This is a genomic window from Micromonospora sp. CNZ299 (assembly GCF_002754415.1).
Genome location: NZ_PEFG01000001.1, coordinates 2309341 through 2323708, shown reverse-complemented (window position 1 = coordinate 2323708; position 14368 = coordinate 2309341). Strand labels below are relative to the sequence as shown.

Genomic DNA, 14368 nt, shown 5'->3' with positions numbered 1-14368 from the left:
ATCTTTAAGCCTGGGCTGAAAAACCTCGACGTCAACGGGGCGGGTTCGGCATGCTCTCAGTGCCCGAACAGGTGCCGGCGCGTCCTCGACGCTCCCGGCGCCAGGGGGCCGGGCCATGGGGAGGCCCCGGTGATCGGGCGGCACCACGAGGGTCTGCGGCCCTTGCTCCGCAGAGGTGCCGTCCGGTCATCCCGCCCCGCATCATCCCGCTCAGCCGACCCAGAGCGCGACCCGGTGGTCCTCGTCCGTGACGTAGAACGGCCGCCCGTCCAGCTCGGCCACCCCCTCGACGTGGTGGAACGGCGCCAGGTCCGCCACCAGCTCCCCGCCGAGCCGGCACGCGTCGTCCGACCCACGGTCCGGGAGACGGAAGCGGACGTGTCGGGAGGTGACGTCACCCCCACCGGGGTGGTCGTCGAGCAGCACCGATCCCTTGCCCAGCGCGTCGATCGAGCCGATCACGGCCGCGTACGCGCCGTCCGCCGTCGGGGTGATCGCCCGGAAGCCGGTCAGCTCCCCGGGCGGGGTGACCCCGGTCAACACGTACGTGCGCAACGCCCGTGGCCACGAAGGCTCCGCCGTGAACATGCCCGGCACGTCGGCCACCTCGACCAGGATCGGCTCACCGGCCTCGGTGACCGGGAAACGCAGACCGAGCAGCACCGTCCCGGCCGGGGTGAAGGCCGCCGCCTCCACGTTCAACGGCAGGTCGTCCGGGGTGAGGCGACTCACCCAGCTCTTCTCCCGGGCGGTCCCCCTGGCCAGGGTTTCCACGATGAACCGGGCCCGCACCCGTTCCCCCGGAGGCAACAGGACCAGCGGCGACCCGGCCAGGGCGTCGTTCACCGCCCGGTGCAGCCGGAACGAGTTGCGCACCACGTGCACCGGGATCGGCCCGGCCGCAGCGTCGTCCTCGCGGAACCGGGCCACGAAGGCACGTCGAGGGCGCAGCGGGCCACCCTTCGAGCCGAAGTGGGAGCCGAAGACGTAGACCCAGCCGTTGTGGTGGGCGAGCGCCTCACCGTCCTCGGTCCGCCCGTTCTCCGCACCGGCGTCCGCCAGCACGTGCCGGGCCGTCCACTCGCCGTCGTCCAGCTCCAGCAGCAGAGCGAGGCAGCGCTCCACCGGCCCCTCGTCCAGCACGGTCCAGAAGCCCCGTCGGGCGCCGTACGCGCGCAGCAGGGGCGCCGACCGCACCGGCAGCAGATCACTGGCCTCGTTGCCGGCCACCACGAATTCGACGAGTCGCAGGGTCACCCGGCCAGCGTACGAAGCACCCGCTCGTACAGTGACGGGGTGCCCGACACCGCGATCACCGGACCGACCGCCCACCCGACTGACCCCGAGACGTACGCGACGCTGCACGCCGACGCCACCGCGCTTCTCGAAGGCTGGCAGCCCACCAGCCCGGACGCGGCCGTAGCGCGGGACCGGACCCTCCGCCTGCTCGGCGCCGGCCCGATCGCGATGAGTCGGCAGCACCGACCCGGGCACCTCACCGCGAGCGCGCTGGTCCTGGACGCCACCGGCTCGCGGGTGCTGCTCTGCCTGCACGTCAAGTTCGGGCTTTGGGTGCAGCTCGGCGGGCACTGTGAGCCGACCGACCAGACACTGGTCGCCGCCGCGCTCCGCGAGGCCACCGAGGAGTCCGGGATCGCCGGCCTGCGCATCGACCCGGTGCCGATCGACGTGGACGTGCACCAGGTGCAGTGTCAGGGCGGGTCACTGCACCACGACGTCCGGTTCGCCGTGCTGGCCCCGCCCGCCGCGGTGGAGCAGGTCAGCGACGAGGCCGAGGAGCTGGGCTGGTTCCCGCCGGACCAGCTGCCCGAGCCACTGGCCGGCGGGACCGTGCAAATGGTCGCGCCGGCCCTCGCAGCCCTCAGACGTAGCCCTCTTCGCCTCGCGCCTTGAGCTCGTCGACCAGGGCCTTGACGTCCTGGGCCCGGTCGCGGGGGCAGACCATGACCGCGTCCGGGGTGTCCACGACGATGAGGTCGCGCAACCCGAGGACGGCCACCAACCGCCCCGACTGCGGCACGACCACCATGTTGGCGCTGTCGCGCAGCAGCACACCCGGCTTGGCGTCGGTGCCGAGCACCACGTTGCCCGCGTCGTCGGTCGGCAGCACCTCGCCGAGGGTGTGGAAGTCGCCGACGTCGTTCCAGCCGAAGTCGCCCGGCACCGTCGCGACGCGACCCGCCGTGGCCGCGCCCTCCATCACCGCGTAGTCCACGGAGATCTTCGGCAGGGTCGGCCAGATCGCACCGAGGACCTCGTCCTGCTCCGGGGTGCCCCAGGCGGCGGCGATCGCTGCCACACCGGCGTGCAGCGCCGGCTGTTGGCGGGCCAGCTCCGCGAGGAAGACGTCCACCCGCCACACGAACATGCTCGCGTTCCACAGGTACCGGCCCGAACGGACGTACGCCTCGGCGACCTCGGCGCCCGGCTTCTCCTTGAACTCGGCCACCGGCCGCCACGGCGTGCCCTCGGTCGGGTCGCCGGTCTCCAGGTAGCCGTAGCCGGTCTCCGCCCGCGTGGGGGTGATCCCGACGGTCATCAGCATGCCCTGCTCGGCCCCGCGAACCGCCTCCTGGACCGTCCGGACCCAGCTCTCCGGGTCGCGGATCAGGTGGTCGGCCGCGAAGCTGCCCATCACCGCGTCCGGGTCGCGTGCCGCGATCACGGCAGCGGCCAACGCGATCGCCGCGCAGGAATCCCGGGGGGAGGGCTCGACCAGGATGTTCTCCTCCGGCAGACCGGTCAGCTGCCGAGCCACCGCCGCGACGTGCGCGGCACCGGTGACCACAAGGGTCCGATCCGGTGTGGTCAGCGGGGCGAGCCGTTCCACTGTCGCCTGGAGCAGCGAGGCGCTGGTGCCGGTGAGCGGGTGGAGGAACTTGGGGTGGCCGGCGCGGGACAACGGCCACAACCGCGTGCCACTGCCACCTGCTGGAATGACCGCATAAAGCATCCGCACATCATGCCCGACGGACCTGGCGGGAGTGGCATGGGTCACCAGCCGGGCCCCGGAGGGTCAGGAACTGGCGCGACTCCAGGCGGCGATGTGCACTTCGGCGCTGGACTCCCAGGTGAACTCCTTCGCCCGGTCGAACCCCGCCTTCGCCAGCGACAACCGCCGCTGCTCGTCGTCGAGAAGGGCGGCCAGGTCGGTGGCGATCTGCTCCGGGTCCTCGGAGGTGTAGGCGACCGCGTCGCCGCCCACCTCGGGCAGTGAGAGCCGAGGAGTGGTCAGCACCGGGGCGGCGCACGCCATCGCCTCCAGGATCGGCAGCCCGAAACCCTCGCCGTAGGACGGGTAGGCGGCGACCAGCGCGCCACCGAGGAAGCCGGGCAGGTCGCCGTAGCGCAGGTAGCCGGGGCGCAGCAGGCGCAGATGCGAGGGGACCTCGGCGACAGCGCGGTCGATGTCGTCGTCGTGCCCCTGACCACCGGCGATCACCAGGGCCGGCGGGTCGACGCGGTCGGCCACCGCACGCGCCCAACCACGGATCAGGTTGGGGACGTTCTTCCGTGGCTCCTTGGCCCCGAGGAAGGCGACGTAGCTGCTGTTGCCCAGCCCCAGCCGGGCCCGCACACGGGCCTTCTCCTCCTCGGTGGGCGCGTGGAAGGCAGCCTGGTCGACACCGTGGTAGGCCACGTCGATGCGTGTCGGATCGGCGTCGAGCAGCCGGATCAGCTCGTCCCGCGTGGCCTTGCTGGGCACGATCACCCGGTTGGCGCGGCGCAGCGAGGTCTTGATGGCACTGCGGAAGAACGTGCGGCGGGACTTGTCGTAATGCTCCGGCTCGGTGAAGAACGTCGCGTCGTGCACGGTGACCGTGACCGGGCACCCGGCCCGCAGCGGGCAGGTGTAGAAGGGCGAGTGCAGCACGTGCGCGCCCACCTGCTGCGCGAGCAGCGGCAGGCCTGTCTGCTCCCACGCGAGCCGGGCCGGGCGGTGCGCCACGGCGGCCGGAGCGGGGATGATCTCCGCGCCGGGCAGCATCCGGGTGTAACGCTCCAGGTCGGTGCGAAGACTGACCACCGCCAGGTCCACCCCCGACCCGCACACCTTGCCGAGGGCTCCGAGCAGACCGTCGACGTATCGACCGACACCACCACGGTCGGCGGGGACACTCGTGGCGTCGATGAGCACGCGGGGCGGGCGACCGGCGGTCACGGGGCGACTCCTTGCACTGGCGTCTGTGGGGAACAACACTCCGGGGGTCAAGCCTACGCCGGGGCGCGGCAGCGGCGCTGACTGCGACCCGACGGTACGCCGACTTGTCATCGTCAACGAGTACGGCCGGCGGGGGCGTATCGTTCGCGCCGATGGCCGACAACATTGCCCGGGTGTTCGCCGACGCGATCGCGACCGACCCGACCAGACCGCTGCTCACCTGGTACGACGATGCCAGTGGTGACCGCACCGAACTTTCCGGCACCACACTGGCGAACTGGGTGGCGAAGACCGCCAATCTCCTCGTCGACGAGGTCGGCCTCGCTGCGGGCACCCCGGCCGGCGTGTTGCTGCCGCCGCACTGGCAGACCGCGGCGGTGCTGCTGGGTTGCTGGTCGGCCAAGTTGAACGTGGTGGACACACCGGGTGACGTGGACGTGCTCTTCGCCGCCGCCGACCAGCTCGACGAGGCGCAGTCCTGGTCCGCCGACGAGCGGTACGCCCTCGCGCTGGCCCCGCTCGCCGCCCCGCTGCGGCAGGTGCCGCCCGGGTTCGCCGACTACGTGGTGGAGGTCCGCCGACACGGCGACCACTTCACCCCGCAGCCCGGTCCGGGCCCCGCCGACGCGCGGCTGCTGACCCGCGCCGAGGCTCGTGCCGCGGAGTTGGGCATCGAGCCCGGCGCGCGGGTCCTGGTCGACGCCAGCCGCCACCCCGACCCGGTCGACTGGCTGCTGGCCCCCCTGACCCGGGCGGCCACCGTGGTCCTCTGCGCCAACCTCGACCCGGCCCGGCTGACCAGCCGCCAAGCCACCGAAAAGGTAACCCAGACCCTCCCGTAACCTGCCCGCCCGGCGGGCCGGGCTGTCAGGCGTGCGTGTTGTCTGTTGCTCGGCGTTGGGCCAGGGCGGCGAAGGCCGTCAGGGACTCGGGGTTGGCCAGGGCGCCCTTGGCCGCGGCCTGGTCGACCGGGACGCCGGTGAGGATCTTCTTGACCGGCACCTCCAGCTTCTTCGCCGACAGGGTGCGGGGCACCGAGCGCACCTGGTGGATCTCGTCGGGCACGTGCCGGGGTGAGAGCGCGGTCCGCAGTTCGCGGCAGATCCTCGCGCGCATCGGGTCGTCCAGCTCCAGGCCCTCGGCCAGCACCACGAAGAGCAGCAGCTCACCGGCGCCACCCTCGTCGTCCTCCAGGTGCACGACGACCGAGTCGAGCACCTCGTCGAGCCCCTCGACCACCGAGTAGAACTCGGCGGTGCCCAGCCGCACCCCACCGCGGTTGAGCGTGGCGTCGGAGCGGCCGGTGATCACGCAGCCGCCCCGCTCGTTGATGGTGATCCAGTCGCCGTGCCGCCAGACGCCCGGGTAGACGTCGAAGTACGCCTCGCGGTAGCGGGTGCCGTCCGGGTCGTTCCAGAAGCCCACCGGCATGCTCGGCATCGGCTCGGTGATGACCAGCTCACCCAGCTCGCCGATGACCGGGGTGCCGTCGGCGGAACGGGCCTCCACCTTGGCGCCCAACGCGCGGCAGGCGATCTCGCCGGCGTACACCGGCAGCAGCGGCACACCGCCGACGAAGCCGGTGCACACGTCGGTGCCACCGGAGAGCGACTGGAGCTGGAGGCGGTCGCCGACCGTCTCGTACACCCATTCGAAGCCCTCGGCGGGCAGCGGCGCACCGGTGGAACCCACCCCGCGCAGCGCCGACAGGTCGGCGACGTCCCGGGGAACCAGCCCGGCCTTGCGGCAGGCCAGCAGGAACGGCGCGGAGGTGCCGAAGTACGTGGTGCCGGTCTCCGCCGCCAGCCGCCACAGCCCACCCAGGTCGGGCTCGGCCGGCCGGCCGGGCTCCGCCCGGACCGCCGGGTTGCCGTCGAAGAGCACGATGGTCGCGCCCACCGCCGGCCCGGAGACCAGGAAGTTCCACATCATCCAGCCGGTAGTGGTGAACCAGAAGAACCGGTCGGCCGGGCCCAGGTCGTGGTGCAGGGCGAGCATCTTCAGGTGTTCCAGCAGGATGCCGCCGTGGCCGTGCACGATCGGCTTGGGCAACCCGGTGGTGCCCGAGGAGTAGAGCACGTACAGCGGGTGGTCGAACGGCACCGGCGTGAACGTCGACGGCTCGTCAGTGGGCGCGGCCAGCTCGGCCCAGCCCAGCACGCCCTCGGGCACGGGGCCGGTCGGGTCGAGGTAGCCGATGCTGACGGTGTGCCGCAGCGACGGCAGGGCCGCCCGGATCGCGGCGACCTCGGCGCGGCGGTCCACCGGCTTGTCGCCGTAGCGGTAGCCGTCCACGGCGACCAGCACCGTCGGCTCGATCTGCTGCCACCGGTCGGTGACACTGCGGGTGCCGAACTCGGGCGCACAGGACGAGAAGATCGCGCCCAGGCTGGCGGTGGCCAGCAGCAGGACGTACGTCTCAGGAATGTTCGGGGCGTACGCCGCCACCCGGTCACCGGCGGTGACGCCGAGCCGGCGCAGCCCGGCCGACACCCGGCGGACCTGCTCGCGCAACTCCCCGGCGGTCAGCGTGACGGGCGCTCGGGTCTGCCCGTGTGCAATCACCACCGGGTCGTCGTCGAGCCGCCCCGGCATCCGCAACACGTTCTCGGCGTAGTTGAGCGTGGCGCCGGGGAACCAGCGTGCGCCGGGCATCCCCCGCTCGGCCAGGGTCGCGGTCGGCGGGGTGTGCGCGACCACCTCGAAGTGGTCCCAGATCGAACGCCAGAACCCGTCCAGATCGGTGGTCGACCAGCGCCACAACGCGTCGTAGTCGGCGAAGTCCAGCCCGCGGTGCTCCCGCAGCCAGCGCAGGTAGCCGCCGATGCGGGAATGCTCGCGTACGTCCGCCGGCGGCGCCCACAGCATGTCACCCACTGCTTCACCCTCCCCTGGCCCGGCACGACATTGTGAATGGGCCGTGGCGCCATCTTGCCCTACCTCGAAGCGCCATTCTGCGCACCGGGTGCGCCAACCGACGCGTGCCCGCCCCACACTGCACCCACCCACCTCATGTGGGTCAGCCCGCGCGGTGTGCCTGGATGGCGCGACGGCGGGCGAGGCGGTGGGCCCGGCGGATCTCCGCCTCCTTGTACCGGCGCTCGTCCTCCGCCGTCTCCGGCAGCACCGGGCGGACCACCCGCGGCGCCCCGCCCACGTCCACGCCGACGAACACCAGGTACGCGGTGGCCACCCGAACCGCCGCGTCCTCGGCCGAGTCCCAGCGTTCGGCGACCACCCGTACGCCCACCTCCATCGAGGTCTGGCCGGTCCAGTTCACCTGCGCGTGGGCGTGCACGAGGTCGCCGACCCGGACTGCCTCGGAGAAGACGATCTCGTCGATCGCCGCGGTGACCGCCGTTCCGCCGCTGTGCCGGGCCGCGGCGGCACCCGCCACGTCGTCGACGAACTTCATCAGAACCCCACCGTGCACGGTGCCGTACAGGTTCACGTCGACGGCAGTCATGATCTTGCTCAGCGTGACGCGCGAGTACGACGTCGGCTTACCGATCGGTGCGGCGGAGAGGTGCTCAGTCATGTCGAAAACGGTACGGTGCGCGGATGCGACATCTCTGGAGCTTCCTCGCCGGGCTGGTGGTGGCGCCCATCACCTGGGTGCTGGTCACACTGGGGCAGGACGGGTCGAGCCGGACAGTCGACCGTTGGGTGGAGACCGGCACGTTCAACACCGCGAACCTGATCGAGCCGGCCGTGTACCTCGCCGTCGGCGGAGTCCTGCTGGGCCTGGTCGGCACGCTGCGCTTCTCGCCGCTGGGCCCGCTGGCGGCCGGGTTGCTGCTGGTCACGCCGTACGTCGGGATGTTCGTGGCGCCCTTCGCGGTGCGGGACGCGATCCCGCACGAGTGGAAGATGCTCGGCGATCCGTTGCCGCTGCGGCTGCCGGTGGAGAACGGCACGCTGTTCGTGATCGGTCTGCTGCTGCTGATGGCGACCTTCAGCGGGCAGCGGTGGCGGCAGTGGCCACGCGCGGCGACCGAGCCGGCCGCGACGCCGACCCCCGTGCCCGACGGAGGCCCCCGCAACGACGACTTCACGTTGACCGACTGGCCGTCTCCCACGCCCGCTGAGCGCGACACCGCGCCCCTCACTCTCGGTTACCCGGGCGATTCGACACCGACCGAGCCGCTGCCGCGCCGGGTCGGCGGCGAGTCGCCCTGGTCCGCCCCGCCGCGCGGTCAGTCGCGCCCCGAGGACACCACCGAGATCCGCTGAAATCGTCGGGCGGGCCGGGTGACCGGCCCGCCCGCTGTCTGCCTAGTGCAGCGCGACCGCGAGGTCCGGGTCGACAGTGCCCAGGCTGGCGCGGGGCACGACGAAAAGCATGACCAGCAGCGAGGCGGCCATGCCGCCCGCGATGACGACCGCCATCGGCACGCTCCCGGTGCCGAACAGGCCGGCCAGTGGCGCCGACAACGCACCGATGCCGAACTGCACGGCCCCGAGCAGCGCAGCGGCGGTGCCCGCGGCCTCGCTGTGCCGGCTCATGGCCAGCGCCGGGGCGTTCGGCATGGCCAGGCCGGTGGCGGCCAGGACGAGCCACAGCGACGCGAGCAGGGTGCCCAGACCACCGAAGCCGGTCGCGGCGAACATGACCAGCAGCAGCCCCGCCGCTGTGCCGGCGATCAGGGCGCTGACCAGGATCTGCTGCGGGGTGAAGCGGCGCAGCAGCCGGACGTTGAACTGGGTGGCCGCGATCAGGCCCACCGCGCCGGCCCCGAAGGCCAGGCCGAACTCCTGCTCGTCGAGGCCGTACTCCCGCTGGAGAACGAACGACGACCCGGAGACGTACGCGAACAGGGCCGCCATCGCCAGCCCGGCGACCAGCACCAGGCCGACGAACGCCCGGTCGTTGAGCAGCCCCCGGTAGTCGCGCATGGTGGCGCCGATCCCTCCGTGTCGCCGACGGGCCACCGGAAGGGTCTCCGGGAGCTTCAGCGCGGCCACGACGATCAGCAACGCGCCCAGCACCGCCAGCGCCGCGAAGACGCCCCGCCAGTCGGTCCAGCTCAACAGGCCGCTGCCCAGGGTCGGCGCGAGGATGGGCGCCAGACCCATGACGAGCATCAGCCGGGAGAAGATCCGGGCGAAGGAGGCTCCGCTGAACAGGTCGCGGACGACGGCCGTCGCGACCACTGTGGCGGCCGCCACGCCAAGACCCTGGAGTACGCGCAGCGCGCCGAGCACTTCGATGTTGGGCGCGAAGACGCACAGCACGGAGGCCACGATGTGCGCGACCAGCCCGGCCAGCAGCGGCACCCGTCGTCCGACCACGTCGGAGAGCGGCCCGATCAGCAACTGGCCCAACGCGAGGCCGACCAGCGTGCCGGTCAGGGTCAACTGCACAGCGGTCTCGGTGGTCTGCAACCCGGTGGTGATGGCGGGCAGGGCGGGCAGGTACATGTCGATGGTCAACGGCCCGATCGCGATCAACGCACCGAGCACGAGGACGAGTTGTGCCCGTTGACGGTTGGTCATCAGGTCACCGGGCAGGACCTCCTCGGTGGGGTCTCCCACCTTGGTGCCGGGGCCGGTCTTGTCCACCAACTGCTTCATCATCTCGGTCTCTCTGCGGAAGCGGATGCGTCGTCACGTGCGGCACTGAGGGCGTCACCGCGTCCACAGATCTCGGCGGGCGCGGTGCGGTGTGCCCGCCCATGGAGGCGAGGAAGTGACGAGGCAGGGGTCGTGGTGGGGGTGGCCGGGTGCGGCGATCACCCGAAGGTGATTCTCTCGCTCGCCAACGCCCCGCAGGCGAACGACGTTCCCGGTGTGTGGGGTGTCACGCCGCGCCGGTCGGGCACGGACACTGCGGAACTGTGACGACGGCCACAGCCAGGACAGAACCGGAGCGGGGGTACGCGTCGTCTTGCCTGACGTGAGACGAAGTCTGGACGGACACGACGAGGGCGAGCTGCTCCGCCGGGTCGCCCGGGGTGACCGGCGCGCGTTCGACGCGCTGTACCGGCGTACCTCCCCCTGGCTGACCACACGACTGCGTCGGCGCTGCGCGGACGAGGACATGGTGGCCGAGGTGTTGCAGGAGACGTACCTGGCGGTCTGGCGCTCGGCCGGCAGTCAGGCGCAGTCGTCCTCCACCTCCGGCAGCGCCGTCGGCTGGCTGTGGACGATCGCCGCACACCGGCTGATCGACGCGTTCCGCCACCGGGCCCGGCGCGAGCGGATCCCGTCGGTGCAGACCTTCGAGACCGTGGCCCCGGCCGCCGAGGACGAGGCACTGGCCGGCGGGATGGACGCCAACCTCGAACGGGCCCTGCACGCGCTACCCCCCGAGCTACGCCAGGTGCTCCGCGCGATGGTCCTCGACGGGTTGACCGCCCGGGAGACGTCGCTGCTGCTCGGCATGCCGGAGGGGACCGTGAAGACCCGCGCGCGACGAGCCCGCATCGCACTCCGGGAGGCGCTGTCATGACCACTCATCCCACGCCCGCTCTCATCTCCCGGTACGTGTCGGGCGGCGCCGGCGTCGACGACGCGACCGTCTGGGCGGTGGAGGCACACCTGGAGGTCTGCACCGAGTGCCGGGCGGTGCTGACCGGTGCCGTCGACCCGGGAACCCGGGACCTGCTGGACCGGGTGGCCGACGAGCTCGCCGCCGGGATCACCGCCGGCCCCGGCCCGGTGCGTCGTCGGCGGCGCAGGCGTACCGGGGTCGCCGCACGGGTCCTGCCCTGGCTGGCCACCGCCGCCGGGCTGATGCTGGCCGCGGTGCTGTTCGAGAAGACCTTCGCCAGCCTGCCGTCGCTGGTGCTGCTGCTCGCGCCGGTCGCGCCGCTGGTGCCGGTGGCCGCCGTCTGGAGCCGGCGACTCGACCCGGCCTGGGAGCTGACGGCCACCACTCCGCGCACCGGCCTGCCGCTGCTGATGCGCCGCACGTTGGGGGTTTTGATCGCTGTCGTACCGGTGCTGGCGGTGGCCGGCTGGGGCACCGGGCACTCCGTCGGCCTCTGGTTGCTGCCGGCGCTGGGTTTCACCGCCGGGACGTTGGCGCTGGGCACCGTGGTGGGCGTCGACCGGGCCGCGCTCGCGCTGGCGGTCACCTGGTCCGCGGGTGTGGTGGCGCCGAGCCTGGCCGGCGGGCAGCTCCCGACCGTCCTCACGGGCAACAGCCTGCCCGGGTGGGCGGTCACCACCGTGGTGTTGACGGCCGTACTGCTCGTCCGGGCCCGACGACGGCCGCGGGAACTCACCAGGACCTTCCGATGACGACACCGAGCCGGGACCCGAATGGAGACCTCATGATGCGTACGGTCAGCGTGGCGGAGACCAGGCCGTCGACCCACCCGTGGGCGGTGCACGCCGAGAAGTTGCAGGTCCGGGCCGGCCGACACCTGGCGGTCAACGAGCTGGACCTGACGTTGGGCACCGGTGTGCACGGGCTGCTCGGCCCCAACGGCGCCGGCAAGACGACGTTGATGCGCGCCCTGGCCACTGTGGTCAAACCGTCCGCCGGGCGACTGACCCTGCTCGGCGAGGACGTCACCGCCGGCGCGGACCTGCGCCGGGTACGACGTGGCCTGGGTTACCTGCCACAGCACTTCGGTTTCTACCCGCGCTTCACGGTCCGGGAGTTCGTCGAATATCTGGCCTGGCTCAAGGAGATGCCGAAGACGGTCATCCCCGCTGCGGTGCAGCGAGCCATCGAACGGGTCGGCCTGGCCGATCGCGCCGACTCCCGGATGAAGACGCTGTCCGGCGGGATGCTGCGCCGCGCCGGCATCGCCCAGGCGATCGTCAACGAACCGGAGGTGCTGCTGCTCGACGAGCCGACGGTCGGCCTGGACCCCGAGCAGCGCCTCGACTTCCGCGAACTGTTGCGCGACATCGGTCTGGACAGCTGCGTGCTCGTCTCCACCCACCTGGTCGAGGACGTCGCCGTGGCCTGCACCGACGTGGTGCTGGTCAGCGAGGGTCGGCTGGTGTGGCAGGGCAGTGCCGGCGAACTGGCCCAGCAGGGCGGCACTGACGACGCCGGTGACAGCGCCACCGAACGCGGCTACTCGTCGCTGCTGCGCGCCCACCGGGGCCGGGTGTCGGCATGACCGGGCGCATCCTTCGCATCGAGCTGCGCCGTTCGGCGGCGCTGAGCATCGGCCTGCTGTCGTTGGTGACCGGCACGGTGCTGCTGCTCACGTCCACCCAGTTCTTCGTCGGGCGGTGGATGCAACTGGCGATCTTCTCGCGGTCGATGCTCATGGTGTCGCTGCCCTTCGCGCTGGCCGGCGGAGCGTGGCTGGGCCAGCGTGACGCGCGTTACCGGGTCAACGAGTTGTTCGCCAGCACCGTCCGGCCGCGCTGGCAGCGCGTCGTCCCGACCGCCAGCGCGCTGGCCGTCGCGGTGGCGACCGCGTACGTCCTGGTGTTCCTCATCGCGGCCGGATGGGTGGTGCCGACGGCGGGATTCTTCCCGGCCAGCGCGCTCGTCGTCGCCGCGGTGGGCGTCCCGGCGCTGGTCGCCGCTGGTTGGCTCGGCATGGCCGCCGGCCGCGCCGTGCCCCGGGTGGTCACCGCGCCCATCCTCGCCGTGGTCGGCTTCGTCCTGGTGGGGTTGGTCCCGGACCTCGTCACGATGGCCCACACCGACGCGAGTTTCACCAGGGTCCGGCCGGAGCCGTCCACGCTGCTGCTCGTACCGACCTTCAACGGCCTGGACGACTTCCAGACGATCGCGACCCGGGTCAGCGTGCTCCAGACGCTGTGGCTGGTGTCCCTAGCCGCGACCGGCCTGCTGCTGCTCGGCGCGGTCCGCCGCCGCGCCATCGCGTTCGCCGTGCTTCCGGCGGTGCTCGGCGGCGCGGTCGCCGTACCGCTCCTGCCCGTCGGCGGAACCCGCGGAGCGGCGGTCGTCGACCCGGTCGCCATCGAGCTGGTCTGTGACGACGACGGCCCGCAGGTCTGCGTGGCACGGGCGCACGCCGCGTTGCTGCCCGACGTCGTCGGCCCCGCCCGCCAGGCACTCGGAATGATGGCGGCGAAGCTGCCCAACGCACCCGTCCGGGCGGTGCAGTCCCGACAGATCGCCTACTGGGGGCGACTGGGCGTGAGCACGACACCGACCCGGCACGCCGACGACACGATCGTCTTCGACACTCCCGCGATCGACCCCGCCGGCCGCGCCGACCTGTCCGACGGCTACTTCCTGCCGTCACTGCTTGAGGCCGCCTGGCGGCAGGACTGCGGCGACCAGCCGGAGACCGACGAATCCCTGGCCCGGACGATCGCCACGGCCTGGCTGAGCGGTCAGCCGCCAACCCCGCAGCGATGGTGGGAACCGGCGGACATCGAGCGGGTGCGTAGCGCCTACCAGGCGCTGGTGAGCTTGCCGCAGGCCGAGCAGCGAGATCGGATGGCGGCGGCACGCGCGGCGGCGATGGACTGTCGCAGCGACGGCCTCCTGGCGATCCTGGCGGAGAAGAAGCCATGAGATGGTTCCGGCTCCACCTACGGTCGCGCCGCGTCCCTCTCGCGCTCGGCAGCGCGGCGGCGCTGATCACGGTGGCCTGGGTGTTGTCGCTGGTCTACACGGACTCGACCACCATCAACGCCCGGACCGCGAGCCTCACCATCATGCTGGCGGTGGTCGCGTTCGGCGCCACCCTCAGCGGCGCGGACGACGCCCTCGACCACACCGCGTCGGTCAACTGGCCGCTGCGACGTGCCGTTCACCTGCTCCTCGCCGGTGCCGCGATCACCGCCCTGCTGTCGTTCAGCACGCTCACCGACGCGCGTTACGAGCCGCTCGCCCTCGTGCTGCGCAACACCGCCGGCCTGCTCGGGCTGACCGCCCTCGGCACCGCCCTGGTCGGTGCCGCACTGTCGTGGATCGCCCCGCTGATCTGGACCCTCATCGCGGTCCTGCCCGTCATGGGCCCCAGCAGGGACGTGCGGACGCAGGTCGCCAGTTGGCTCATCCAGCCCGCCGGCACCACCGCCGCCACCGTCTGCGCCACAGTGCTGGCGGTGACGGGCCTGCTGGCGTACGCGCTGCGGGGCGGCCCGCTGCGACCCGTCACCGGGACAGCCCCCGACCGGTGAACAAGCCCGTCGGTGGTCCGGCACGCCGGACCACCGGTGGCGGTTGCCCGGTGACCTGAACGGCGGTACGTCGCGTCCGTCGGCTGCCCGTAGCATCAGGGGATGGATGCC

Annotated in this window: 14 protein-coding genes; 8 read left to right on the top strand and 6 right to left on the bottom strand. The window is 72.3% G+C overall.

Annotated features, from left to right (window positions below; translation table 11 throughout):
- Positions 1 to 210: 210 nt before the first annotated feature.
- The gene (locus CLT68_RS11180; RefSeq protein ID WP_099850658.1) at positions 211 to 1257 is read right to left on the bottom strand and encodes a hypothetical protein; all 1047 of its coding nucleotides are present in this window, start codon (positions 1255 to 1257) and stop codon (positions 211 to 213) included.
- Positions 1258 to 1311: 54 nt separating this feature from the next.
- Here CLT68_RS11180 and CLT68_RS11175 point away from each other — a divergent pair, with 54 nt between their 5' ends.
- On the top strand, positions 1312 to 1914 hold the full coding sequence (locus CLT68_RS11175) for an NUDIX domain-containing protein (RefSeq protein ID WP_099857034.1): 603 nt from the start codon (positions 1312 to 1314) through the stop codon (positions 1912 to 1914).
- Here the strand turns inward: CLT68_RS11175 and CLT68_RS11170 are convergent.
- Both CLT68_RS11170 and CLT68_RS11165 read right to left on the bottom strand, forming a co-directional pair.
- Complete coding sequence (locus CLT68_RS11170; protein WP_099850656.1) at positions 1883 to 2974, bottom strand: sugar phosphate nucleotidyltransferase; 1092 nt, start codon at positions 2972 to 2974, stop codon at positions 1883 to 1885. The genes CLT68_RS11175 and CLT68_RS11170 overlap by 32 nt on opposite strands.
- Positions 2975 to 3037: 63 nt before the next feature.
- Entirely contained in the window at positions 3038 to 4183 is a 1146-nt protein-coding gene (locus tag CLT68_RS11165; protein ID WP_099850654.1) for a glycosyltransferase family 4 protein, read from the bottom strand.
- Between the two features lie 152 nt (positions 4184 to 4335).
- On the opposite strand from CLT68_RS11165, the gene CLT68_RS11160 reads away from it, so the two are divergent.
- Positions 4336 to 5025, top strand: coding sequence for a TIGR03089 family protein (locus tag CLT68_RS11160; RefSeq protein ID WP_099850652.1), 690 nt, complete (start codon positions 4336 to 4338; stop codon positions 5023 to 5025).
- Positions 5026 to 5050: 25 nt separating this feature from the next.
- Here the strand turns inward: CLT68_RS11160 and CLT68_RS11155 are convergent, their stop codons facing one another.
- Entirely contained in the window at positions 5051 to 7060 is a 2010-nt protein-coding gene (locus CLT68_RS11155) for an acetoacetate--CoA ligase (RefSeq protein ID WP_099850650.1), read from the bottom strand.
- A gap of 142 nt (positions 7061 to 7202) precedes the next feature.
- Positions 7203 to 7721, bottom strand: a complete 519-nt coding sequence (locus CLT68_RS11150; protein WP_088946282.1) for an acyl-CoA thioesterase — start codon at positions 7719 to 7721, stop codon at positions 7203 to 7205.
- Positions 7722 to 7744: 23 nt separating this feature from the next.
- On the opposite strand from CLT68_RS11150, the gene CLT68_RS11145 reads away from it, so the two are divergent.
- On the top strand, positions 7745 to 8416 hold the full coding sequence (locus tag CLT68_RS11145; RefSeq protein ID WP_088946281.1) for a hypothetical protein: 672 nt from the start codon (positions 7745 to 7747) through the stop codon (positions 8414 to 8416).
- Between the two features lie 42 nt (positions 8417 to 8458).
- Here the strand turns inward: CLT68_RS11145 and CLT68_RS11140 are convergent, their stop codons facing one another.
- Positions 8459 to 9757 (bottom strand): multidrug effflux MFS transporter, encoded by a 1299-nt coding sequence (locus tag CLT68_RS11140; protein ID WP_370453072.1) that lies wholly within the window; start codon positions 9755 to 9757, stop codon positions 8459 to 8461.
- Between the two features lie 322 nt (positions 9758 to 10079).
- Here CLT68_RS11140 and CLT68_RS11135 point away from each other — a divergent pair, with 322 nt between their 5' ends.
- From CLT68_RS11135 to CLT68_RS11115, 5 genes are read left to right on the top strand one after another with little or no spacing between them, the layout of a single operon-like run.
- Positions 10080 to 10634 (top strand): RNA polymerase sigma factor, encoded by a 555-nt coding sequence (locus CLT68_RS11135; protein WP_199177022.1) that lies wholly within the window; start codon positions 10080 to 10082, stop codon positions 10632 to 10634.
- Entirely contained in the window at positions 10631 to 11428 is a 798-nt protein-coding gene (locus CLT68_RS11130) for a zf-HC2 domain-containing protein (RefSeq protein ID WP_199177021.1), read from the top strand. The genes CLT68_RS11135 and CLT68_RS11130 overlap by 4 nt, the downstream gene beginning before the upstream one ends.
- Positions 11429 to 11463: 35 nt before the next feature.
- The gene (locus CLT68_RS11125) at positions 11464 to 12264 is read left to right on the top strand and encodes an ABC transporter ATP-binding protein (RefSeq protein ID WP_099857026.1); all 801 of its coding nucleotides are present in this window, start codon (positions 11464 to 11466) and stop codon (positions 12262 to 12264) included.
- A complete protein-coding gene (locus CLT68_RS11120) occupies positions 12261 to 13646 on the top strand; it encodes a hypothetical protein (RefSeq protein ID WP_099850648.1) in 1386 nt (461 codons plus the stop codon). The genes CLT68_RS11125 and CLT68_RS11120 overlap by 4 nt, the downstream gene beginning before the upstream one ends.
- On the top strand, positions 13643 to 14257 hold the full coding sequence (locus tag CLT68_RS11115; protein ID WP_099850646.1) for a hypothetical protein: 615 nt from the start codon (positions 13643 to 13645) through the stop codon (positions 14255 to 14257). Before CLT68_RS11120 ends, CLT68_RS11115 begins: the two co-directional genes overlap by 4 nt.
- The last annotated feature ends 111 nt before the right edge of the window (positions 14258 to 14368 follow it).